This is a genomic window from Pseudomonas sp. ICMP22404 (assembly GCF_006227205.1).
Classification (GTDB): domain Bacteria; phylum Pseudomonadota; class Gammaproteobacteria; order Pseudomonadales; family Pseudomonadaceae; genus Aquipseudomonas.
Map to the genome: position 1 here is coordinate 56,172 of NZ_VCNG01000001.1, position 23,678 is coordinate 79,849.

A 23,678-nucleotide genomic window follows, 5' to 3' on the forward strand; every position below is an offset into this window, starting at 1 on the left:
TATGCAGATAAAATCCCCTTCGCTACATCCCCCCCGCCCCATTGCCCGTCTACACTCGAAACATCCTCCCTATGCCATAACGAGACCGTGATGCCCAGACTGACGGCCCTGCTCCTGCTGTCACTGATGACCTGGACCGCAACGGCTGGCGCATTGATGCTCACTGACGAAGAGCGCCGCTGGCTCAAGGACCACCCCGACCTGCGTCTGGGCGTCGATGCCTCATGGCCTCCGTTTGAATTTCGTGACGACCAAGGCCGCTATCAAGGCCTGGCCGCCGATTACGTCGAGGTCATCCGTGAGCGACTGGCTGTCACGCTCACGCCCGTCGAACCTGCCAGTTGGACTGCCCTGCTGGAACAGGTCGCACAAGGCAAGATCGATCTGCTGCCGGGCATCATGTCCACTCCCGAGCGCCAGAACTTCCTGGCATTTACGCGCCCTTACCTGGACTTTCCGATTGTCATCCTGGCCCATCGAGGCGGAGCCCAGCCTCACAATCTCAAGGACCTGTACGGGTTGAAAATTGCTGTGGTGGAGAACTATGCGCCCCATGAACTGCTGCGCAATCATCACCCCGACCTGAATCTGGTGGCGCTGCCCAACGTCAGTTCAGCCCTGCAAGCCCTGGCGACCGATGAAGTGGATGCCGTGGTAGGCGACCTTGCCTCCAGTGTCTGGAGTCTGCGCCAGCTCAAACTCGAAGGCCTGTACGTCAGCGGGGAAACGCCGTATCGCTACCAGTTGGCAATGGCCGTCCCTCGCGAGAACAAAATACTGGTGGGCATCCTGGACAAGGTCATCGCCGACATGAGCCCGGCCGAGGTCACTGAAATCCAGGAGAAGTGGGTCGGCAATGTCCGCGACCACCGACAGCTCTGGTCCGACCTGCTGCTTTATGGCCTACCCGGGATGCTGCTCTTGATGGCTATCCTGGTGGCAGTGATTCGTGTCAACCGCCGCCTCAGTTCGGAGATCACCCGTCGAGTCGACCTGGAGCAGGAACTGCGCAGCAGCGAATACCACTATCGCGGACTGGTGGAAAGCCTCTCGGCGATCGCCTGGGAAGCCAAGGTCAGCGACTTCACCTATACCTATGTGTCGCCCCACGCCGAAGACTTGCTCGGCTATCCCCTCTCCCATTGGCTGATCCCAGGCTTCTGGCGCAACATCATTCATCCGGCCGATCTGATCCGCGCCCAGACCTATTGCGATAATGAAGTGCTCGCCGGACGCGACCATTGCATCGATTACCGGGTCATCACCGCCGATGGTCGCTGCCTGTGGGTACGCGACATTGTCAGCCTGATCGAACATGGCCACGAGCCGGTGATGCGCGGGCTGATGATCGATATCAGCGAAGCCAAGCGCACCGAGGAGGCGCTGCGACTCTCCGAGCAGAAATTCGCCTCGGTGTTCCGTCAGTGCCCAGACATTCTGGTGATTGCGCGCCTGCTGGACGGCTGCTTGCTGGAGGTCAACAAAACCTTCGAAGAGCAGATTGGCCTGAGCGCCGACGAGGTGGTGGGCCAAACCGCGACCGAGCTGAACATCTGGGGTATCCAGGGCGTTGGCCCGAGCCTGCTGCAGCGCTTGCAGGCGGGGAGTATCCGCAACCTGGAGATGCCTTTTCGCCGCAGCAACGGCCAAGTGTTCACCGGGCTGATATCCGCCGAACCCTTCGACCTCGACACCACGCCAGCCCTGGTCGTAGTGGTGCGGGACATCAGTCAACTCAAGAAAACCCAACAACAACTGCAAACCTCCGAAGAGAAGTTCGCCAAGGCGTTCCACGCTTCGCCTGACGGCTTGCTGTTGTCCCGACAAAGCGACGGCCTGCTGATTGAGGTCAATGAAGGCTTCAGCCGCATTACCGGCTTCAACAGCGCCCTGTCGGTGGACCGCTCCACCCTGGACCTGGGGATCTGGGTCAACCTCAACGAGCGTAAGCAGATGCTCGACCTGCTGCAGCGTGACGGCTACGTCAAGGACTTCAGCTGCCATATCCGGCGCAACGACGGGCAGATACGACTCTGCGAAGTCTCCAGCCGCCCGTTACCCATCGGCAATGAAGACTGCATGCTGACCATCGCCCGAGACATCACCGAACGCCATCTGATGCAGGAAAAACTGCAACAGGCCGCCACCGTGTTCGAAAGCACAGCCGAAGGCGTTCTGATCACCGATACACAACAGCACATCAGCGCCGTGAACCGCGCCTTCAGTGAAATCACCGGCTATAGCGAAACCGAAGCCTTGGGCCATACGCCACGGCTGCTGGCCTCCGGCTTGCACGACAGCGCATTCTACGCCGCGATGTGGCACCAGTTGACGGCAGAGGGACATTGGCAGGGAGAGATCTCCAATCGCCGCAAGAACGGTGAGCTGTACCCCAGTTGGCTGACCATCAGCGCAGTGCGCAATCGTGATCAGCAGGTCACCCATTTCGTCGCCGTCTTCGCCGATATCTCCAGCCTCAAACACGCCCAGGCCAAGCTCGACTACCAGGCTCACCACGACCCGCTCACTGGTCTGCCCAACCGCACGCTGTTCGAAAGCCGCTTGCTGACGGCCCTCAACAACCAGCAGGAAAACGGTGGGCAGGGCGCGGTGCTGTTCCTGGACCTTGACCGCTTCAAGCACATCAACGACAGCCTGGGACATCCGGTCGGCGACCTGCTGCTCAAGGGCATCGCCGTGCGCCTGCGGGAGCAACTGCGTGATATCGATACCGTGGCGCGGCTGGGCGGCGACGAGTTCATCATCCTGCTGCCGGGCCTGCAGCAGCCCAGCGATGCCGAGCATATAGCCCTGAAGCTGCTGAACTGTTTCGCCGCGCCGTTTCAGGCCGGCGAACACGAGTTCTTCATCAGCGCCAGCATCGGCACCAGCCTCTACCCCCAGGATGGCTGCGACGTCGCCACACTGGTCAAGAACGCCGATGCGGCGATGTACCGCTCCAAGGCCAAGGGCCGCAACCGGGTGGAAAGCTACACCCGCGACCTCACCGCCCAGGCCAGCGAGCGCGTGGCCATGGAGTACGAACTGCGCAGGGCAATTGAACGTAACGAGCTGTCACTGTCCTTCCAACCGAAAATCAGCCTCGCCGATAACCGACTGGTGGGCGCCGAAGCCTTGGTTCGTTGGACCCACCCGACGTTTGGCGAGGTGCCACCGGAACACTTCATTCCCCTGGCGGAAGAAAACGGCATGATCCTGCAGATCGGCGACTGGGTCCTGGAGCGCGCCTGCCGACAGCTGTACGAGTGGAACAGTGCCTACGAAAGCCTCGGCCCACTGTCGGTCAACCTGGCCGGAGCGCAACTGCGCCAACCGAACCTGCTGATACGTATCGAACAACTCCTGAGAGAGAACCACCTGAAGCCCGGTTTACTGCAACTGGAAATTACCGAAAACTTCATCATGAGCCAGGCCGAAGAAGCCCTGACGGTGCTGCATCAACTCAAGAAGCTCGGTGTCCAACTGGCCATCGACGACTTCGGCACCGGCTACTCCTCCCTGAGCTACCTCAAGCGCCTGCCGCTGGACATTCTCAAGATCGACCAATCCTTCGTCCGCGGCCTGCCCGACGACCCCCACGATGCAGCTATCGTGCGGGCAATCATTGCCCTGGGCCGCAGCATGCAATTCACCATCATCGCCGAGGGCGTCGAAACCCTGGCCCAGCAGCAATTCCTGGCCGAAGAAGGCTGCGAACAGATCCAGGGCTATATTGTCAGCCTGCCCCTGGGCGCCGACGAATTCGCCGCGACGTTTCTGCGTATGACCGTATCGGATTTTTCGGATAGCACAGCTGAGAAACCGTCGCTATAATCCGCGGCCTACTGAGGGCCTATAGCTCAGTCGGTTAGAGCAGAGGACTCATAATCCTTTGGTCCACGGTTCGAGTCCGTGTGGGCCCACCATTTTGAAAGCCGCGCATTGCGCGGTTTTTTCATGCCTGCAAAATAGCTGATTCAGCTCCATACACAGAAATCAACCAAAGGTTTTCATAAAAGGCTCAGCACAGCTGCGGATCGCAGCCACCACATCAGGCGCCTGCTCACAAAACTCAGTCGAGCGAGCCAGCACATGCTCCAATGCCTGTAGTTGATTGCGAATTATCGTTTCCGGCTCGGCGATGCCACATACCTGAGCGAAGTCCAGCACACCTTGTCGAGAGGCAAACAGGGACTTGCTTCCAACCAGATCAAGTGCCAAAACGTCCGCAGGAATGTAGGCCGTCGTATTAACAATATCGTAGGCCGGAGCCAAGCGTGCGTTACGCTGAGTCGGCTCGGAGTACAACAGTCCAAAGTTTTTCAGGTGGGCATCACCGTTACCAACGATACAGCTCAAGGTTACGATGGCAAATAATTGCGCCAGTGAGTCCTCTATATGCTCCGAAGGGCAGAACAGGCGTATGGCCTTGGCAATAGCCGAATAGCTCTTACTATATTTTTGCTCGGCAGGAAGCCCCATCAGTACTGCCATATCCTCAAAACCAATGGGATTGAGTTGCTCGTCCCGGTCAAAGCGTCGCATGACAAACAGTTTGGCATTATCGGAAAGGTAAAACTCCGGAACAGGAATTCCCGCCTCTCTGGCCACGGACATGCACAGGAATTCGTTGATTGCCAATCCAGGAAATTCATCACGACCGCTTTTGATGATCAGATCAGAGGTTTTCGAGGTGAAACGCTGTGTGGCGCTATCCTGGCGCTCTGGAACCAGGACTTTGGGCTGCACACCCGATATCCCTGCACGCAAGATGTAGCGATCGACCAAATCGACAAAGATATCCTCCGCACCATCCCAGGCCAGGATCTCCTCCAGCTTTTCTCCAGGAAATTCTTGACGTCGCAGGAGTGTATCGACGTTCGCTGAGGTGATTGCCACTCGCCCGATAGGCGAGCTACTGCCAGACAAGGCCAGCAGCAGCATGGGATCGACGTTTGCTACTTTAGCCAAACGGTTACGCAACTGCTCCAGAACGTAACCCTCCGGCAAGTTCATCTGGAAGATTGGGTGCAGGTCGCGATGGCGATACTCATCCAGACGTACTGGCATCAACAAACTGATCGCCGCCTGTGCTGCCGCCTCTTCGCGGTAGCGAAACAGATAGTGCCCAGCGCTGCTGAGGATCTTTCCGCTGTCGCCCTCTGGCGTCGTAACCTGCAATGAGGCAACCATCAATCAAACACTCCTTGTATTTCATCCAGCGTAGGCATGACGGCAGTAATGACTGAAAGTTCGCAGTCCAGGGCTGCCACAACCCGTGCATAAGCAGCCATGCCCACCGAGAGGTCACCCTTTTCAATTGCGATGACTTTCTGTCGGGTAATACCAGCTAACCCCGCTAGCCTGGCTTGTGTCAGCCCACGATTGAGACGACGCTGCTTAAGCTGCTCGCCAAGCCGAACGGTGATGAGAGAATAATCCATGTTCTTTATACGTAACAATTATAGATAAATGTAGTGTATACAGGACTTTCCAAGTAAAGAAAAACAAATTCCCTTCAATGTTAGGAAGCACCTCCGTCTTTAGGCGCGCATTGCACGGTTTTCCTGTTTTTGAGAGGGTAGCCGCCTCACCAAGCCCGTTACCTAGCCCCCTCACCGAGAAGCCCATCATCGCCACCCCTACCCTCCCCCGACTGTTCCTAGAGCTATTCTGGCAACTCGCCATCCTGCTGGTGCCGGCCTTTTTCGTCACGGTGCTGCCTCCCCCGCTGGCTTTACTGACGGTGCTGTTCTTCGGTCTGTTGATGGGACTTGCGGCGCGCCTGGGCTTTCTGTCAGTGGGACGGGGCTGTGCCCGGTTGATGATTGGAGCCGTGTTTGGCCTGGGTTTCAGCCTGGGCAGGGCGCTGCCCGAGTGGTGGGGGATTCTGGTGGCAATCGTCGCCATCATCGGCGGGCTCGCCTGTGTCAGCAAATGGGAGCGACGTCTCGGCCTGGTGTCGCCCCCTGTCAAAGGACCCAGTGCCTGGGGCGGATCCGAGCCACAACTGACTCCGGAGGGTGAGTCGATCCGGACGTTCAACCACGGCGAAATCGCCATGGGCGGGCCGACCTATTGCGACTATCTGTTTCCCGATGGGGTGCTCCTGCAAGGCCTTGGTTCCTCAGCGGTGTTTTCCAGCGATGGGCGTTATTTCGCCGCGCCGGTGCCGTCCCGGCAGAGCTGGGGGCTGCTCGTTCTCGACCGTCATCAACGCCGGGTCTACCGCTGCGACAACAGTGAGTTCTGGGAGCTGGACACGCTGGACCTCAACAGCCTGAGCGGTCGCTATAGCCCGTTGGTGGACAACAGTGTTCGCCAGACCCGAATCGATGAACTGCTGCAAACCGCCGATGCCGCCAATCTGGTGCCCGTTGCTGATCTCTGGCTGGAGCCTGGCAGTTATCCGGACAATATTGCGCACACCTTCGAACGGCGCTCCGCTGACGGACAACAATGCCTGATAGGTGACATCGTCTTGCCCCCGGCTTTTCGCGATCTGCCCCAGCCTTTGGAACCATTGCGTTCACCGCGTTATGCCATCAGCGTCAATGGACAACCGTCAGCCCTGCTGATGGCTGCCAACACAGCATTGGTATGGAGCACCGATCAGCGCGCGCTGGTGTGTCAGGCCCAGGAGCACACCGAGCATCCGAGCGGCGACCGCTACTGGTTGTGGCAAGTTGATCAGGGCTGGCGGGCACTGCCTTCGCCGTGGGTGAAGCGTGAGGCCGAACCCTCTTTTTATTGGCATGACGTGTCGGGCCTCGACGCGCACCATGTACATATCGAGTCGTACCTCGACTACCCGCGTCCATCCCTTGGCCGCTATGGCTATCGCCTCGACAGCATCCACAGCGATACCGAAATCCAGGCGGGCCATGACGCCCAAGGTCGGGTGCAGGTCGCCGAGTTTCAATTGACCCGGATGAGCATTGCCATGCCATTGGACAGTCAGGGCCGGCGAGGTGAGTCGTTCATAGCGACGCAGCCGATGCTGGACGGTATCTGCGCGCATCTGATCTGGCTCTGCGACAACAACGAGGGGCTGGGGGCTTATCGCTGTCAGATCGGTGACTGGCAGTTGCCCGGGCGTTGGTTACTGGATCATCGAGTCTCCGACTGCGGCCGTTACCTGGCGCTGTTGCCTTTTGCAGACTCGATGACAGTCGCCACTCACGCCGCCGTTGTCGACGTGAAGGCGCGATGCCTTCTGGAGGGCCCCTCCATGTGGGTGGCCCGCCTACTCGATTTCCGTGATGGCCTGCTGAGCCTGGCGGCGATCATCGGCCGTCTGGATCAGAACCTGAACGGCAACGCACTGCAGCGCTTCAATGTGCCTGCGCCGAACGTCGGTAGCGATCCTTCGTTCTTTCATCCCGATGCGCAATCCCGTCTGTTCTACACCACCGTGGAATTGCAGGTGAGCGATTCACAGTTATGCCGTGTTGCCCCTTGGCGCCTGGTGGATCGACCGCAGGTTGCCATTGCCGAGGGCGACTTCATCCAGCCCTCTCCCACCCACCAGGATGCCGCCTGGCTGTTCGGCAGCGAGACGGAATATGCCGACAGTTGGGTTCGTGCGAATACGCCGCAGCTCGGAGGCCATCTGTTGACCGCATCCGGTTGCGCGTTGAGTGACCTTGCGCCCTCGATGATCTGGTCACCGGATGGCCGCTATCTCGCGCTGACCCGCATGGCCACCGATGTGACAGAACTTTGTGGAAGCTATCGCGGCTGGCAGTTGCTGCTACTCGATGTTCAAGCGCACACGCTACGGGTGCATTCGCAATGGTTGGGCAACCGTCCGCTGTTTGAAGGTTTCGACGACCAGCAGGTGCTCATACGCTGTTTTGAACGGGATTGGGAAGCGGAGGACGACGAGGACCCTGGTTCTATCCAGTCATTGCCATTGGCGCTATTGCTGCAACTGCCCGTTGAACAGCTGGTCTGCCAGGACGGTTTCTGGCTCAGGGCCTCGCACTTACATCTGGCGCCGTACTGGCAAGCGTTGGCGTTACCTGCCATCCACTATTTCGAGCACAGGAGCCTATAACATGCCTACCACCGATGCCCGCGCCGGAGCCCACCTTGTCTGACACCCGCCCTCCCGTCCTCGACGAAATCGATCGCCAATTGATTGCCGCCCTGCAAATCAATGCCCGGGAAAGCGTCGCCATGCTCGCTCGGCAACTGGGCATCGCCCGAACGACCGTGACCTCGCGGCTGGCCCGGCTGGAAAAAACCAAGGTGATTACCGGCTATGGCGTGCGCCTTGGACAGCGGGTGATCGATGGCGGCCTGCAGGCTTACGTCGGCATCAAGGTCCAACCGCGCTCCGGCAAGGATGTGCTACGGCGTTTGAGCGCCATGGCCCAGGTCCAGCAGTTATGCGCGGTCAGTGGCGAGTTCGATTATGTGGCCTGGCTGCGCACGGATTCGCCGGAACAGCTGGATCAGTTGCTGGACCAGATCGGCAGCGTGGACGGCGTGGAAAAGACCACCACCTCCATCATCCTCAGCAGCAAAATTGATCGGGGGCAGCCGGTCTAGGGCTGTGCCACCCGAATCAATGTGGGAGCGAGCCTGCTCGCGATAGCTTCAGTCCAGCCACCATCTACCTGGGCTGACAAACCGCTATCGCGAGCAAGCTCGCTCCCACAAGGAAGTGCGCTTCGTCATTACGACTTTTAAACGCATCAAAATGACGTTTAATAATTCATAACGACGACACATTGCGTCTTATTAACGTGTTTAACGCGCTCTAGAATGGCCGGCATCTTTCCTATACTCAGACGCGAGTCAGCGTCGAGTCGCCCCTCAAGGTCAGCCATGAACAAGCACAATCGCCACCCAGCAGACGGTAAGAAGCCCATCACCATTTTCGGGCCGGATTTTCCTTTCGCCTTTGACGACTGGATCGAGCATCCGGCCGGTTTGGGCAGTATTCCGGCTGACAATCTCGGAGCGGAGGTGGCGATCGTCGGGGCCGGGATCTCTGGCCTGGTGGCGGCGTACGAACTGATGAAGCTGGGCCTCAAGCCGGTGGTCTACGAGGCGTCGAAAATGGGCGGGCGGCTGCGCTCGCAGGCGTTCAATGGCGCCGAAGGGATTGTTGCCGAATTGGGGGGGATGCGCTTCCCGGTGTCGTCCACGGCGTTCTACCACTATGTCGACAAGCTGGGGCTGGAAACCAAGCCGTTTCCCAACCCGTTGACCCCGGCTTCCGGCAGCACCGTCATCGATCTCGAGGGCCAGACTTACTACGCGCAGAAATTGGCGGACCTTCCTGCGTTGTTCCAGGAAGTGGCCGACGCCTGGGCCGATGCGCTGGAGGACGGCTCGCGCTTCAGCGAGATCCAGCAGGCGATTCGTGACCGTGACGTGTCGCGCCTCAAGGCGCTGTGGAACACGTTGGTGCCGCTGTGGGACGACCGCACCTTCTATGATTTCGTCGCCACCTCCAAGGCATTCGCCAAGCTCTCGTTCCAGCATCGTGAAGTATTCGGCCAGGTCGGTTTCGGCACCGGCGGCTGGGATTCGGACTTCCCCAACTCGATGCTGGAAATCTTCCGCGTGGTGATGACCAACTGCGACGATCACCAGCACCTGGTGGTGGGCGGCGTGGAACAGGTGCCCCACGGTATCTGGAAACACGTGCCGGAACGTTGTGCACACTGGCCGAAAGGCACCAGCCTGAGTTCGCTGCACCTGGGCGCACCCCGCAGCGGTGTGAAGCGCATCGCTCGCGCCGAGGACGGCCGGTTCAGCGTGACGGACGTCTGGGGCGATACCCGGGAATACGCCGCGGTGCTGGTCACCTGCCAGAGCTGGCTGCTGACCACCCAGATCGAATGTGAAGAGGCGCTGTTCTCGCAAAAGATGTGGATGGCCCTGGACCGCACCCGCTACATGCAATCGTCGAAGACTTTTGTCATGGTCGACCGCCCGTTCTGGAAGGACAAGGACCCGGAAACCGGTCGCGACCTGATGAGCATGACCCTCACCGACCGCCTGACCCGCGGTACCTACCTGTTCGACAACGGCGACGACAAGCCAGGCGTTATCTGCCTGTCGTACTCCTGGATGAGCGATGCGCTGAAAATGCTGCCCCATCCCGTGGAAAAACGCGTGAAGCTGGCCCTCGATGCCCTGAAGAAGATCTACCCCAAAGTGGATATCGCCGCCCGGATCATCGGCGATCCGATCACCGTTTCCTGGGAAGCCGACCCGCACTTCCTCGGCGCCTTCAAGGGCGCCTTGCCGGGTCACTATCGCTACAACCAGCGCATGTACGCGCATTTCATGCAAGACGACATGCCGGCAGAACAAAGAGGGATCTTTATCGCTGGCGATGACGTCTCATGGACACCAGCCTGGGTTGAAGGCGCGGTACAGACCTCACTCAATGCCGTGTGGGGAATCATGAAGCACTTCGGCGGTGAAACTCACGCCGAGAACCCGGGTCCAGGTGATGTATTCAACGAGATCGGTCCGATCGCGTTGCCTGAATGACACGGCCCGAATAAAAGGAGTTGTCGATGCGCGTAGCCCTCTATCAATGCCCACCGCTGCCACTGGATCCGGTCGCCAACCTGCAGCGCCTGCATCAGGTGGCGCTGGAGGCCAGGGGCGCCGATGTGCTGGTGCTGCCGGAGATGTTCATGACCGGCTACAACATCGGCGTCGACGCGGTGAATGTATTGGCCGAGGTCTACAACGGTGAATGGGCGCAGCAGATCGGCCGCATTGCCAAGGCCACCGGCCTGGCGATTCTCTATGGCTACCCTGAGCGCAGCGAGGACGGGCAAATCTACAACTCGGTCCAGTTGATCGACGCCAAGGGCGAGCGCCTGGCCAACTATCGCAAGAGCCATCTGTTCGGTGACCTCGACCATGCGATGTTCAGCGCGGGTGATGACTCGCTGCCGATCGTGAGCCTCAACGGCTGGAAGCTCGGTTTCCTGATCTGCTACGACCTGGAGTTCCCGGAGAACGCCCGACGCTTGGCCCTGGCCGGCGCCGAGTTGATCCTGGTCCCGACCGCCAACATGCAGCCCTACGAATTCATCGCCGACGTGACGGTGCGCGCCCGGGCTATCGAAAACCAGTGCTTCGTGGCCTACGCCAATTACTGCGGCCACGAAGGTGAATTGCAGTATTGCGGCCAGAGCAGCATTGCCGCGCCGGATGGCAGCCGTCCGGCCCTGGCGGGACTGGATGAAGCCTTGATCGTGGGGGAGCTGGACCGTCAATTGATGGAAAACTCACGCGCAGCCTACAACTACCTGCATGACCGCCGTCCTGAGCTTTACGGCGACCTGCACAAGCACTGATTGAGAACATCCTGCAATCCGCTAGCATGAGCGCATCTCTGCCTTGGAAGCGCTCATGCCGGCCCCCGATTCCCTCCGCCCCTCCACTGAAACCCTGGTCAATGGCCTGAAGGTGACATTGCGTCATGCAGCCGGTCTCAAACGCAGCGCGGCCGTGCTGCGGGTAGCCGCCGGCAGCCATGATGCGCCATTGGCCTGGCCGGGCATGGCGCACTTCCTTGAGCACCTTTTCTTCCTCGGTACTGAGCGTTTTCCTGCGGGAGAACATTTGATGGCCTACGTGCAACGGCATGGCGGCCAGGTCAACGCACGCACCAGCGAACGCACCACGGACTTTTTCATCGAACTGCCGCCCGCTGCCTTCGCCGGCGGACTGGACCGGTTGCAGGACATGCTTGCCCATCCGCGCCTGGACGAAGCCGACCAGTTGCGGGAACGGGAAGTGTTGCAGGCGGAGTTCATTGCCTGGTCCCAGGACCCGGCGGCCCAGCGCCAGATTGCCCTGCTGGAAGGCCTCTCGATGGCCCACCCGCTGCGGGGTTTTCACGCCGGCAACCGTGACAGCCTGGCCGTATCGCAGCCTGAATTCCAGACGGCACTGCAGGACTTTTATCGACGGTTCTACCACAACGGCCAAATGACCCTGAGCCTGGTTGGCCCGCAAAGCCTCGATGAGTTGAGCGCTCTGGCAGAATCATTCGGCAACGACCTGCCCGCCGGCGACGTAGCTGCCCGGCAGTCACCACCGAAACTGATGGAATCGGCCGATACCGGTTATCAACAGCTCAGCGACCGTCGCCTCGATCTGCTATTCGCCTTCGAAGACCTGCCCAGCGCTTCACCCCAAGCTTTGGATTTTCTCTGCACCTGGCTGAACACCGGCAAACCGGGCGGCTTGCTGGCCACGTTGCGTCAACGTGGTCTGGCTGACAGCCTCAACACCACGCCGTTGTATGAATTTGACGGACAGGCGCTGCTGCACATCGAACTCAAGCTCGACGAGCCTCAACGGCACGACGAAATACAGCCGTTGCTGCGCGACTGGTTGGGATTTTTTGCCGCCCAGGATGACTGGGCATCCTTGCGCAAGGCGTTGACTGCCCTGCTCCATTGCCGGCAGGAGACCGCATCGGCGCTGCAATTGGCGCGCTCGGACAGTGAAAGGCGGGGACTCCCCCTGTCGGAGAACGATCTTGTGAGGCTCAGAGAAATCCTCAGGCAGCTGCACCCTGCGACTCACATCACCGAAGCATGGCAACTGCCCGCGCCCAACCCGTTCCTGCAAACGGCCGTCGAGCCACCCCGCGCCGGTCTGATACGCGGTCAGACAAGCGCCCACCGCGGTTTGCGGACCTTCGCCCAGGACCGCTCCCGGGGGCGACGCGACCGCTCACCCATGCAATTCAGACAGGGACTGACGGAGCACCCCCGTGAAGGCGTGGTGTACCTGCGCTGGCGACTGGCGGCTCAAACGCCTCACGGTCTTCAGTCCAGGCTGGAACAGCACCTGCAGGAATTGCGAGAGGAGGCCCGGCAGGCCGGTGTTGAAGTCACCATGGAGATCTCCGGAAACCAAAGCCTGCTGAAGCTGATCGGTTTGCAGCCACCGATACCGCTGGTGCTCGAACAGGTCCTGACAAAGTTGAGGGAACCGCTGCCCAACGCTGTAGACGAAACCCCGCTGATGCCGATTCGACATTTGTTGCAGGCGCTGGCGGATCACTGTCGACCGTCGTCTCCACCAGAAACCAGGCCACGGCCCGACAGCGACCAAAGCCTGTGGGCGACCGCCGAATGGGACGGCTTGGCCATCGGCCTTTCTGAAACAGCCCAGGGCGCCATGGGGCCTGCCCTGGCCAGGGTCCCCGGCATTGCCGCCCAGCCAGTCGAGCCGGCGCCGCTCTTGGCGCAGCGTATCTGGCACAGGTTGCCGACCCAGGGCGACGAGCAGGCCGTGTTGCTGTTTTGTCCGACACCCACCCTGGCGTTGCCCGACGAAGCCGCCTGGCGATTACTGGCACAGCTGTGTCAGACGCCGTTCTACCAACGCCTGCGGGTCGAGTTGCAGCTGGGCTACGCGGTGTTCAGCGGATTGAGGCAGATCGATGGGCAAACCGGTCTGCTGTTCGGTGTCCAGTCGCCCAGCGCCTCGGCGACTGAATTGATCACGCACATGGAACAGTTCCTGGAAGCGCTACCGCAACTGATCCGACAGATCGACGATTCGACCTTGCTCGGCCAGCAACGGGCACTCGCCTCCCAGTTCCACAGCGACACCCTGCCCTGCGCCCAAGCGGCCGAACTGCTTTGGCAGGGTAAACTGGCCGGCCGCCCGTCGGATTACCTTGAGCAACTTTGCGATGCGGTCGCCGGACTGAATCGCGAGCAATTGCTCGATGCCGCCCGACGCCTGATCGACGCCGAAGGTGGCCGGTATTGCCTGAGCAACGGTGTTTGCCCGGATGAACATTGGCACATAGCGAAATGATCATTACAGCGTCTGCAATGAGCTTTCTCGGAGAATCGAGGCGTGGAATTTTGTTTAATTTAGTAACATAGCAGCCTAAGCATCTGAACATCTCCGAACGGAGGTGGACTATATGTATAGATCTCAACCGTCCCACCCCAACCAAAGGAGTATTTCCATGTCCTGGTCCAAACCCGCATATATCGACCTGCGTATCGGTTTCGAAGTCACCATGTACTTCGCCAGCCGTTAATTGCTGCAGTCGGTTGAATGCGCAGCAAACGCCTCGGTCTCCCGGGGCGTTTTTTATTTCGGTTTGCAGATGGAGCGGCCATGTTCGTCCAGATTCTAGGTTCCGCCGCTGGCGGCGGTTTCCCTCAATGGAACTGCAATTGCGCCAATTGTGCAGGTTTTCGCAACGGCAGCCTGCGGGCCCAGGCGCGCACCCAGTCGTCCATCGCGATTTCCGATGACGGAGTGAGCTGGGTATTGTGCAACGCCTCTCCGGACATCCGCGCCCAGCTCCAGAGCTTCGCGCCGATGCAGCCTGGCCGTTCCCTGCGCGACACGGGCATTGGCGCGATCATCCTGATGGACAGCCAGATCGACCACACCACCGGCCTGCTCAGCCTGCGGGAAGGCTGCCCGCATCAAGTCTGGTGCACCGACATGGTCCACGAAGACCTGAGCAGCGGTTTTCCCCTGTTCAACATGCTGACCCACTGGAACGGTGGGCTGAGTTGGAACCGCATCGAACTCGACCAGAGCTTCACCGTGCCAGCCTGCCCGAACCTGCGCTTTACCCCGCTACCCCTGCGCAGCGCCGCGCCCCCTTATTCGCCACACCGCTTCGACCCGCACCCGGGGGACAACATCGGCTTGATCGTCGAAGACCTGCGTACCGGCGGCAAACTGTTCTACGCACCGGGCTTGGGCAAGGTGGATGGACCGCTGTTGGAGATCATGGCCGGCAGCGATTGCCTGTTGGTGGATGGCACGATGTGGGACGACGATGAGATGCAGCGCCGCGGCGTCGGCACCCGCACAGGTCGGGAGATGGGCCATCTGGCGCAGAACGGTCCCGGCGGTATGCTCGAAGTGCTGGAGCAACTGCCCGAGCCACGCAAGGTACTTATCCATATCAACAATACCAACCCGATTCTTGATGAAGATTCACCGGAACGGGCCGAACTTGTACGCCGAAAGATTGAAGTGGCCTACGACGGAATGAGTATTGAGTTGTAGCAAGGGTGGGATGATTGTGGGAGTGAGCGTGCGCTGTGTCAGCCTGGTTGTGCTGGCCGGGCTGGCCCCATCGCGAGCAGGCTCGCTCCCACAGTAGTCCGAGTGCGCCACAGAACCCATGTGGGAGCGAGCCTGCTCGCGATGAGGCCAGCCCAGACGCCACAGAACCCACGGTTATTCCCCGGAGAACCGCAATGACTGATACCCCCCTTTCCCCCGCCGAGTTCGAAGCGGCCCTGCGTGCCAAGGGTGCGTATTACCACATCCATCACCCGTATCACGTGGCGATGTATGAAGGCCGTGCCACTCGCGAGCAAATCCAGGGCTGGGTCGCCAACCGCTTTTACTATCAGGTGAACATTCCGCTGAAGGATGCTGCGATCCTGGCCAATTGCCCGGATCGGGAGATCCGCCGCGAGTGGATCCAGCGCCTGCTCGACCACGACGGTGCACCCGGCGAAGATGGCGGCATCGAGGCCTGGCTGCGGCTGGGCCAGGCCGTGGGGCTGGATCCCGATCAACTGCGTTCCCAGGAACTGGTGCTGCCAGGGGTACGATTCGCCGTGGATGCCTACGTCAACTTCGCCCGCCGGGCCAGCTGGCAGGAAGCCGCCAGTAGCTCGCTGACCGAGCTGTTCGCCCCGCAGATCCATCAGTCTCGCCTGGACAGCTGGCCACAGCACTACCCGTGGATCGATCCGGCCGGCTATGAATACTTCCGCACGCGCCTCGGTCAGGCCCGCCGTGACGTGGAGCATGGCCTGGCGATTACCTTGCAGCATTACACCACCCGCGCGGGTCAGGAGCGCATGCTGGAGATTCTCCAGTTCAAACTGGACATCCTCTGGAGCATGCTCGACGCCATGAGCATGGCCTACGAACTGAACCGCCCGCCCTATCACAGCGTGACCGGACAACGGGTCTGGCACAAAGGAATCCCCTTATGAGTTTCGACCGCAGCAAAACTCCTCGCTGGCGCCCCGGCTATCGCTTCCAGTACGAACCGGCGCAGAAAGGTCATGTGTTGCTCTATCCTGAAGGCATGATCAAGCTCAACGACAGCGCTGCGCTGATCGGTGGCCTGATCGACGGTGAACGGGATGTCGCGGCCATCATCGGCGAGCTGGCCAAGCAGTTTCCCGACGTGCCCGAACTCGGTGACGACATCGAGCAGTTCATGGAGGTCGCCCGTGCAGAGCACTGGATCGAACTTGCCTGACCAGCCGGCGATCGGCTTGCCGCTGTGGTTGCTGGCGGAGCTGACCTATCGTTGCCCGCTGCAATGCCCCTACTGCTCCAACCCGCTGGACTTCGCCGAGCAGGGCAAGGAGCTGAGCACCGAGCAGTGGTTCAAGGTGTTTCGCGAAGCCAGGGAAATGGGCGCCGCGCAGCTAGGCTTTTCCGGTGGCGAACCGCTGGTGCGCCAGGACCTCGCCGAACTGATCGGCGAAGCGCGCAAATTGGGTTTCTACACCAACCTGATCACCTCCGGCATCGGTTTGACCGAACAGAAAATCAGCGATTTCAAGAAGGCCGGCCTGGATCATATCCAGATCAGCTTCCAGGCCAGCGACGAGCAGGTGAACAACCTGCTGGCCGGCTCGAAGAAAGCCTTCGCACAGAAACTGGAAATGGCCCGGGCAGTGAAGGCCCACGGCTACCCGATGGTGCTCAACTTCGTCACCCATCGGCACAACATCGACAAGATCGACCGCATCATCGAGCTGTGCATAACCCTTGAGGCCGACTTCGTCGAACTCGCCACCTGCCAGTTCTATGGCTGGGCGCAGCTCAACCGGGTGGGGCTGCTGCCTACCCGGGAACAACTGGAGCGCGCCGAACGCATCACCAACGAATATCGCGCCAGGCTCGAAGCCCAGGGCCATCCGTGCAAGCTGATCTTCGTCACCCCGGACTACTACGAAGAACGTCCCAAGGCCTGCATGAACGGCTGGGGCAGCCTTTTCCTGACGGTGACGCCGGACGGCACCGCGTTGCCTTGTCACGGCGCCCGACAGCTGCCGGTGCAATTTCCCAACGTGCGCGACCACAGCATGCAGCACATCTGGTACGACTCCTTCGGTTTCAACCGCTTCCGCGGCTATGACTGGATGCCTGAGCCGTGCCGCTCCTGCGATGAAAAGGAACAGGACTTCGGCGGTTGTCGCTGTCAGGCGTTCATGCTCACGGGCGATGCCAGCAATGCCGACCCGGTGTGCAGCAAATCCGAACACCACGGGGTGATCCTCAAGGCCCGGGAAGAAGCCGAGCATGCCACCCAGACCATCGAACAACTGGCCTTTCGCAATGAACGAAACTCGCACCTCATCGCCAAAAGCTGACCCCTTCAGCGCCGCCCAGGCCGTTGCGGCGGGGATCGACTTCGCCGAGTTGAAGCTCGGCCCACTGGGTCTGTTCTGGAACGAATATCGCCCGGAAGACGGGGCCTGCCGGATCTGGCAGTGGCAAGACGCCCAGGCCCGCTGCCTGACCCCGGACGGCTTCAGCGCGCGCAGCCGGGTCTATGAATATGGCGGTGGATCGTTCTGCCTGGGCGACGACAGCGTGCTGTTCGTCAACGACGCGGACCAGCAGCTGTACCGCCAATCGCTGAACGGCGAGAGGCCCGTGGCGCTGACGTCGGGAGACTGTCGCTACGGGGATCTCGGTTTTGCCGCCGGCCAGGTATTGGCGGTGGAGGAGCAGGCCAACCGGCATCGCCTGGTAGCGATTGACCTGGCAGATCGACAACGGCATCTCTTGGTCGAAGGCGCCGACTTCTATGCCGCGCCAACCATGAGCCCGGACGGCCAACGGCTGGCCTGGATCGAGTGGAGCCGTCCGCATCAACCGTGGACAGCCACGCGACTGATGCTGGCCGAGCGCACCGCTTCCGGTTGGAGTGAAGCACACTGTGTGGCGGGCGACACTGAAGAGGAATCCATCCAACAGCCGCGTTTCGATCATGCCAGCCGCTTGTACTGCCTGAGCGATCGCGGCGGCTACTGGCAGCCGTGGGCTGAGTCGACGGACGGCTTGCAACGGCTGCCCTGCGCTGAAGCCGATCATGCTCCCGCACCCTGGCAACTCGGCGGTTGCACCTGGTTGCCATTGGACAGCACCACGTACCTGGCGAGCTGGACCGAGGCGGGTTTCGGGCGGCTCGGCCTGTGCCGCAGCGACGCTGGGCAGGAAGATTTCACCGGCGCCTACAGCCGCTTTCGCAGCCTGGCACTGGACGAGCGATTCATCTACGCCATCGTCGCCTCACCGGTCAGTCCGTCCGCAGTCATCGCGATCGAACGCCACAGCCACGACACACAGGTCCTGGCCGGCGGCGTCGCGCCTCTGCCCGTCGAGCAGATCAGTCGCCCGCAGACCCTGCACTATCCGTCGACGTCGGGCATGGCCCATGGGTTCTTTTACCCAGCCATGGGAGCGGAAACCAAGCCGCCATTGCTGGTTTTCATTCATGGCGGTCCCACCTCGGCCTGTTATCCCCTGTTCGATCCGCGCATCCAGTACTGGACCCAGCGCGGCTTCGCCGTCGCGGACCTCAATTACCGTGGCAGCAGCGGCTATGGCCGAGCCTATCGGCAAGCGCTGCATTTGAACTGGGGCGTGGTGGACGTCGAGGATGCCTGCGCGGTGGTTGGCTACCTGAACGAGCAAGGCCTGATCGATGGCCGCTGTGCGTTCATTCGCGGTGGCAGCGCCGGTGGCTACACGACGCTCTGCGCGCTGGCGTTTCACGACGTATTTCTTGCTGGCGCCAGCCTTTATGGTGTCAGCGATCCGGTCGCCCTGGGTCGCGCCACGCACAAGTTCGAAAGCGATTACCTGGACTGGCTGATCGGCGACCCGCAACAGGACGTCGACCGTTACCGCGCCCGTACCCCGCTGCTGCATGCCGACCAGATCCGCGCGCCGGTGATTTTCTTTCAGGGCGAACTGGACGCCGTGGTGGTGCCACAGCAAACCCGCGATATGGTCAGGGCACTGGAGGACAACGGCGTGACAGTCGAAACGCACTACTACGCGGATGAACGCCACGGCTTTCGCAAGGCGACGAACCAGGCCCATGCGCTGGAGCATGAGTGGTTGTTCTATCGGAAGGTGATGGCGTTGTAAGGAGATGAAGAACCTGTGGGAGCGAGCCTGCTCGCGATAGCGGTGGATCAGTCGACATCCATGTTGGATGACAGACAGCTATCGCGAGCAAGCTCGCTCCCACATGGGTTTTGCTGCAATGTTCAGCGTTTGGCGATGATATAGACCGCATGGACGATGCCGGGGATGTAACCCAACAGAGTCAGCAGAATATTCAGCCAGAAAGCCCCGCCGAAGCCGACTTGCAGGAACACGCCCAATGGCGGCAACAGAATGGCGATGATGATGCGAATGAAATCCATGGTGGGCTCCTGATGGGCGATGGCTACATTGCCATATAGCACATTGACCCATGACCGCTCGTCAGGGTTCAAACCATCAGTGAGTAGGGCGAAGCCAGGCACGAACAAAAAACGCAGGCAAAAGAAAACCCCGCCGAAGCGGGGCTTTGCAGACTGTTTCCCTGATATCCCTTTCACTCCACCTTCCTGGCGGAATCCTACGTGTCCGTGTTGTTTCTCTGCGCATCCTGCGCGACGTCCATGTGAAGTAGATTAGCCTTGGATCCAATCGACCGATAGAGGGAAATCGACATCACGTAATGTAAGCATTTGCTTACATTACCCTGTTTTCAGAACTGCGCCGCTTCCAGCAGGAACAGCGACTCACTGCCCGCCTTCACCGAAGCGCTCAAGGAATGGACCCGTGGCAGCAGGCGGGCGAAATAGAACCGCGCGGTTCCCAGCTTGCTGGCATAGAAGTCGTCCTGGCTTTCCTTGCCCAATGCCGCCTTGGCCATCAACGCCCACATGTAGGCGTAGGCGGTGTAACCGAACGCTTGCAGATACTCCACCGACGCCGCGCCGATTTCGTTCGGGTTGCTTTTCGCCCGGTCCAGCAGCCAGTCGGTCAGCTCGTCCAGGGTAGCGACGGCATCATTCAACGGCCGGGTGAACTCGGCTAGATCGCTGCTTGCAGTGGCGGTGAAGTGACGGATTTCGTCGGCGAACAGCTTGTAGAACGCGCCGCCGCTGCCGACGATCTTGCGCCCCACCAAGTCCAGTGCCTGGATACCGTTGGTGCCTTCGTAGATCTGGGTGATGCGAACATCACGCACCAACTGCTCCTGGCCCCACTCGCGAATATAACCGTGGCCGCCGAAAATCTGCTGGCCATGCACAGTGGTTTCCAGACCCAGATCCGTCAGGAACGCCTTCGCCACCGGCGTCAGCAACGCAACCAGATCTTCGGCGCGCTTGCGGGTGGCTGGGTCTTCGCTGAACTTGGCGGTGTCCAGTTGCATCGCCACGTAGGTGGAGAATGCCCGGCCACCTTCGTTCGAGGCTTTCATGGTCAGCAACATCCGGCGCACATCGGGGTGGACGATGATCGGGTCGGCGACTTTGTCCTTGTTCTGCGCACCGGTGGGCGAACGGCTCTGCAAGCGATCACGGGCGTATTCGATCGCGTTCTGGTAGGAGCGCTCACCAGACGCCAGGCCCTGGATACCAACACCCAAGCGTTCGTAGTTCATCATGGTGAACATCGCCGCCAGGCCTTTATTCGGCTCACCGACCAGATAACCCACGGCTTCGTCGAAGTTCATCACGCAGGTGGCAGACGCCTGGATGCCCATCTTGTGTTCGATCGACCCGCAGTTGGCCGCGTTGCGCGCGCCCAGGCTGCCGTCGGCATTGACCATGAACTTGGGCACCAGGAACAACGAAATGCCTTTCGGGCCAGCCGGCGCATCCGGCAGTTTTGCCAGCACCAGGTGAATGATGTTCTCGGTGAGGTCGTGCTCGCCGCCGGTGATGAAGATCTTGGTACCGCTGACCTTGTAGGAGCCGTCGGCCTGGGGTTCGGCCTTGGTGCGAATGATCCCCAGGTCCGTCCCGGCATGGGGCTCGGTCAGGCACATGGAGCCCGCCCAGATGCCGGCGTACATGTTCGGTAGATACGCCGCTTTCAACTCTTCGCTGGCATGGGCGTTGATCGACAGGCAAGCCCCGGCGGTCAGCATTGGGTACAGACCGAAGGACAGGCTTGCGGAGTTGACCATTTCTTCGACCTGGGCCGAAACGGCCTTGGGCATGCCCATGCCACCGTAGGCAGGATCGCCGCCGACACCGACCCAGCCGCCTTCAGCGTAAGTCTGGTAGGCCTGTGGGAAACCTGCCGGCGTGGTGACGGCACCGTTCGCCCAATGGCAGCCTTCTTCATCAGCGGCACGGCTGAGGGGCGCAATGCTTTTGCTGGTGACTTTGCCGGCTTCTTCGAGAATCGCTTCGACGGTTTCAGCGTCGACGGTCTCGGCCAGTGCCGGCAGCTCGGCCCAGAGTTTCGCGACCTCGAACACTTCATTGAGGACGAAGCGCATATCGCGCAGGGGCGCTTTGTAGTCAGCCATGGCAAACCTCGCAGGATCTAAACAGTTGGTCCGTGGGAAAACGGTTTTAGCAATGGTCGGAGTGTACCTCAACAACTTTTGCGACACATAGGGTCAACACATGACTGTTTTGTTATTTTTAGTCAAAACAAAAAGATCGCAGGCTTCGCTAGCTCCTACATGAAATGCGTATTCCCGGTAGGAGCTGGGAAGCCTGCGATCCCTGTTGGCATTCCCTCTAAATCAAAGCGCAAACAGCTCGGCCGGCAGCTTCATCAGACAGTCGCTTCCCGCCTCGATGGCGGCCCGATGGGCAGCCGTGCGCGGCAACAGGCGCTTGAAGTAGAACTCGCAGGTCGCCAGTTTGCCCCGGCAGAAATCTGCGTCACCGCTACCACCGTCGAGTTGCGCCTGGGCCACCAGCGCCATGCGCAACCACAGGTAGGCCAGGATGATATAGCCGCTGTACATCAGGTAATCCACGGAGGCGGCGCCCACTTCGTCCGGGTTCTTCATGGCGGCCATGCCGACCCCGGTCGTCAGTTCGCCCCACTGCCGGTTGAGTCCGTCGAGTTGCGCGATGAAATCCTTTAGCTGCGGGTGTCCGGTATTCGCGGCGCAGAATGTGTGAACGATCTTGGTGAACCCGCGCAGCAACTTGCCCTGGCTGCCCAACACCTTGCGTCCCAACAGGTCCAGGGCCTGGATTCCGTTGGTGCCTTCATAGATCGGCGCGATGCGGCAGTCCCGCACCAACTGCTCCATCCCCCATTCGCGGATGAAACCGTGGCCGCCAAACACCTGCATGCCATGGTTCGTCACCTCCAGTCCGGTTTCGGTCATGAAGGCCTTGCAGATCGGAGTGAGGAACGCCAGCAGATCCTCAGCCTGCTGACGTGCGTTTTCATCGGCGCCCAGGTGCGCCGTGTCCAGCAGTTGCGCGGTGAAATACGTCAGTGCCCGATTGCCTTCATTGAAGGCTTTCATGGTCAGCAGCATCCTGCGCACATCGGGATGGACAATGATCGGATCCGCGACTTTTTCCGGTGCCTTGGGGCCGGTGAGCGAGCGCATCTGCAAGCGGTCGTTGGCGTATCTGATCGCGCCCTGGAAGCTCGTTTCTCCCAGGCACAAGCCCTGCATGCCGGTGCCGAGCCGCGCATGATTCATCATGGTGAACATGCAATTCAGGCCCTTGTTGGGCTCGCCAATCAGGAATCCCTTGGCGTCGTCGAAATTCAACACGCAGGTGGCAGAAGCCTTGATGCCCATCTTGTGTTCGATCGAACCGCAGGTCACGCCATTACGTTCCCCCGCCTCGCCCGTGGCGTCAGGCAGGAACTTGGGCACGATGAACAGCGAGATGCCCTTGGTGCCGGCGGGGGCATCCGGCAGTTTGGCCAGCACCAGGTGAACGATGTTTTCACTCATGTCGTGTTCACCGGCAGAAATGAAAATCTTGCTGCCGGAGACCTTGTAGCTGCCGTCGGCCTGGGGCACGGCGCGGGTCTTGATAATGCCCAGGTCCGTGCCGCAGTGAGCTTCGGTCAGGCACATGGTGCCGGTCCATTGACCGGCGGTGAGCTTGCTCAGGTAGGTCTGTTTCTGCTCTTCGGTGCCATGGGCGTGAATGGCCGACATGGCGCCGTGGGTCAGGCCCGGATACATGCCCCAGGACGTGTTGCTGGACGCGATCATTTCGCTGATGACCAGGCCCAGGGAACCGGGCAGACCCTGGCCACCATAGCTCGGATCGGCGGCCAAGCCGTGCCAGCCGCCCTCCACGTACTGTGCGAAAGCTTCTTTGAAACCGGTAGGCGTGGTCACCACACCGTTGTCGAAATGACAGCCCTCTTCGTCGCCGGAACGATTGAGCGGCGCCAGTACGTTTTCACAGAAGCGCGCACCTTCCTCGAGGATCGCGTTGACCATGTCCGGGCTGGCATCGCTGGCCCCCAGTTCGGCATAACGGCCATGAAAATCGAAAACGTGGTCGATCAGGAAGCGCATGTCACGCAGGGGAGCTTTGTACTCGGGCATGGTGGTTTTCTCCGGTAGCAGATCGCTCAAACCTACTGCCGGCCACCAAGGCCCACAATCACAGTCCAGGCGCTGAATGCGCCGTCAT

The 23,678-nt window shown here is 60.4% G+C and carries 17 protein-coding genes and 1 tRNA gene; 13 read left to right on the plus strand and 5 right to left on the minus strand.

Annotated features, from left to right (window positions below):
• The first annotated feature begins 90 nt into the window (after nt 1-90).
• Together FGE05_RS00270 and FGE05_RS00275 are read left to right on the plus strand one after the other, a co-directional pair.
• Nucleotides 91-3,834, plus strand: a complete 3,744-nt coding sequence (locus FGE05_RS00270; RefSeq protein ID WP_139640619.1) for a bifunctional diguanylate cyclase/phosphodiesterase — start codon at nt 91-93, stop codon at nt 3,832-3,834.
• Between the two features lie 15 nt (nt 3,835-3,849).
• A tRNA-Ile gene (locus FGE05_RS00275) sits at nt 3,850-3,926 on the plus strand.
• A gap of 70 nt (nt 3,927-3,996) precedes the next feature.
• Here the strand turns inward: FGE05_RS00275 and FGE05_RS00280 are convergent.
• Nucleotides 3,997-5,193 (minus strand): type II toxin-antitoxin system HipA family toxin, encoded by a 1,197-nt coding sequence (locus tag FGE05_RS00280; protein WP_139640621.1) that lies wholly within the window; start codon nt 5,191-5,193, stop codon nt 3,997-3,999.
• On the minus strand, nt 5,193-5,444 hold the full coding sequence (locus FGE05_RS00285) for a helix-turn-helix transcriptional regulator (protein WP_139640623.1): 252 nt from the start codon (nt 5,442-5,444) through the stop codon (nt 5,193-5,195). Before FGE05_RS00285 ends, FGE05_RS00280 begins: the two co-directional genes overlap by 1 nt.
• Nucleotides 5,445-5,695: 251 nt before the next feature.
• Between FGE05_RS00285 and FGE05_RS00290 the strand changes: the two genes are divergently transcribed.
• From FGE05_RS00290 to FGE05_RS00340, 11 genes are all read left to right on the plus strand, one after another.
• Entirely contained in the window at nt 5,696-8,059 is a 2,364-nt protein-coding gene (locus FGE05_RS00290; RefSeq protein WP_257225542.1) for a hypothetical protein, read from the plus strand.
• 35 nt (nt 8,060-8,094) lie between these two features.
• On the plus strand, nt 8,095-8,556 hold the full coding sequence (locus FGE05_RS00295) for an Lrp/AsnC family transcriptional regulator (RefSeq protein ID WP_024779396.1): 462 nt from the start codon (nt 8,095-8,097) through the stop codon (nt 8,554-8,556).
• Between the two features lie 279 nt (nt 8,557-8,835).
• Complete coding sequence (locus FGE05_RS00300; protein ID WP_139640625.1) at nt 8,836-10,518, plus strand: NAD(P)/FAD-dependent oxidoreductase; 1,683 nt, start codon at nt 8,836-8,838, stop codon at nt 10,516-10,518.
• Nucleotides 10,519-10,544: 26 nt separating this feature from the next.
• A complete protein-coding gene (locus FGE05_RS00305; protein WP_139640627.1) occupies nt 10,545-11,339 on the plus strand; it encodes a carbon-nitrogen hydrolase family protein in 795 nt (264 codons plus the stop codon).
• Between the two features lie 55 nt (nt 11,340-11,394).
• The gene (pqqF, locus tag FGE05_RS00310) at nt 11,395-13,827 is read left to right on the plus strand and encodes a pyrroloquinoline quinone biosynthesis protein PqqF (RefSeq protein WP_139640629.1); all 2,433 of its coding nucleotides are present in this window, start codon (nt 11,395-11,397) and stop codon (nt 13,825-13,827) included.
• A 157-nt stretch (nt 13,828-13,984) separates the two neighbouring features.
• Nucleotides 13,985-14,059 carry a pyrroloquinoline quinone precursor peptide PqqA gene (pqqA, locus tag FGE05_RS00315; RefSeq protein WP_003177660.1) on the plus strand — a complete coding sequence of 25 codons (75 nt, stop codon included), beginning with the start codon at nt 13,985-13,987 and terminating at the stop codon, nt 14,057-14,059.
• An 80-nt stretch (nt 14,060-14,139) separates the two neighbouring features.
• On the plus strand, nt 14,140-15,051 hold the full coding sequence (gene pqqB, locus FGE05_RS00320) for a pyrroloquinoline quinone biosynthesis protein PqqB (RefSeq protein WP_139640631.1): 912 nt from the start codon (nt 14,140-14,142) through the stop codon (nt 15,049-15,051).
• Between the two features lie 194 nt (nt 15,052-15,245).
• A complete protein-coding gene (pqqC, locus tag FGE05_RS00325; RefSeq protein ID WP_139640633.1) occupies nt 15,246-15,998 on the plus strand; it encodes a pyrroloquinoline-quinone synthase PqqC in 753 nt (250 codons plus the stop codon).
• Entirely contained in the window at nt 15,995-16,270 is a 276-nt protein-coding gene (gene pqqD / locus FGE05_RS00330; RefSeq protein ID WP_042730665.1) for a pyrroloquinoline quinone biosynthesis peptide chaperone PqqD, read from the plus strand. The genes pqqC and pqqD overlap by 4 nt, the downstream gene beginning before the upstream one ends.
• Nucleotides 16,242-17,393, plus strand: coding sequence for a pyrroloquinoline quinone biosynthesis protein PqqE (gene pqqE / locus FGE05_RS00335; RefSeq protein WP_139640635.1), 1,152 nt, complete (start codon nt 16,242-16,244; stop codon nt 17,391-17,393). The genes pqqD and pqqE overlap by 29 nt, the downstream gene beginning before the upstream one ends.
• On the plus strand, nt 17,359-19,182 hold the full coding sequence (locus FGE05_RS00340; RefSeq protein WP_139640637.1) for a S9 family peptidase: 1,824 nt from the start codon (nt 17,359-17,361) through the stop codon (nt 19,180-19,182). Before pqqE ends, FGE05_RS00340 begins: the two co-directional genes overlap by 35 nt.
• 122 nt (nt 19,183-19,304) lie before the next feature.
• Here FGE05_RS00340 and FGE05_RS00345 read toward each other — a convergent pair whose 3' ends face one another.
• The 3 genes from FGE05_RS00345 to FGE05_RS00355 all read right to left on the minus strand — a co-directional run bounded on the left by FGE05_RS00345 (nt 19,305) and on the right by FGE05_RS00355 (nt 23,590).
• Entirely contained in the window at nt 19,305-19,463 is a 159-nt protein-coding gene (locus tag FGE05_RS00345) for a YqaE/Pmp3 family membrane protein (RefSeq protein ID WP_003177654.1), read from the minus strand.
• Between the two features lie 329 nt (nt 19,464-19,792).
• Nucleotides 19,793-21,571 (minus strand): acyl-CoA dehydrogenase C-terminal domain-containing protein, encoded by a 1,779-nt coding sequence (locus FGE05_RS00350; protein ID WP_139640639.1) that lies wholly within the window; start codon nt 21,569-21,571, stop codon nt 19,793-19,795.
• A 222-nt stretch (nt 21,572-21,793) separates the two neighbouring features.
• Nucleotides 21,794-23,590, minus strand: coding sequence for an acyl-CoA dehydrogenase C-terminal domain-containing protein (locus tag FGE05_RS00355; RefSeq protein ID WP_139640640.1), 1,797 nt, complete (start codon nt 23,588-23,590; stop codon nt 21,794-21,796).
• Nucleotides 23,591-23,678: the final 88 nt, after the last annotated feature.

Coding starts and splice junctions, on each gene's coding strand:
- FGE05_RS00270 (WP_139640619.1), top strand. CDS start 91: ATGCCCAGACTGACGGCCCTGCTCCTGCTGTCACTGATGACCTGGACC.
- FGE05_RS00280 (WP_139640621.1), bottom strand. CDS start 5,193: ATGGTTGCCTCATTGCAGGTTACGACGCCAGAGGGCGACAGCGGAAAG.
- FGE05_RS00285 (WP_139640623.1), bottom strand. CDS start 5,444: ATGGATTATTCTCTCATCACCGTTCGGCTTGGCGAGCAGCTTAAGCAG.
- FGE05_RS00300 (WP_139640625.1), top strand. CDS start 8,836: ATGAACAAGCACAATCGCCACCCAGCAGACGGTAAGAAGCCCATCACC.
- FGE05_RS00305 (WP_139640627.1), top strand. CDS start 10,545: ATGCGCGTAGCCCTCTATCAATGCCCACCGCTGCCACTGGATCCGGTC.
- pqqF (WP_139640629.1), top strand. CDS start 11,395: ATGCCGGCCCCCGATTCCCTCCGCCCCTCCACTGAAACCCTGGTCAAT.
- pqqB (WP_139640631.1), top strand. CDS start 14,140: ATGTTCGTCCAGATTCTAGGTTCCGCCGCTGGCGGCGGTTTCCCTCAA.
- pqqC (WP_139640633.1), top strand. CDS start 15,246: ATGACTGATACCCCCCTTTCCCCCGCCGAGTTCGAAGCGGCCCTGCGT.
- pqqD (WP_042730665.1), top strand. CDS start 15,995: ATGAGTTTCGACCGCAGCAAAACTCCTCGCTGGCGCCCCGGCTATCGC.
- FGE05_RS00340 (WP_139640637.1), top strand. CDS start 17,359: ATGAACGAAACTCGCACCTCATCGCCAAAAGCTGACCCCTTCAGCGCC.
- FGE05_RS00345 (WP_003177654.1), bottom strand. CDS start 19,463: ATGGATTTCATTCGCATCATCATCGCCATTCTGTTGCCGCCATTGGGC.
- FGE05_RS00350 (WP_139640639.1), bottom strand. CDS start 21,571: ATGGCTGACTACAAAGCGCCCCTGCGCGATATGCGCTTCGTCCTCAAT.
- FGE05_RS00355 (WP_139640640.1), bottom strand. CDS start 23,590: ATGCCCGAGTACAAAGCTCCCCTGCGTGACATGCGCTTCCTGATCGAC.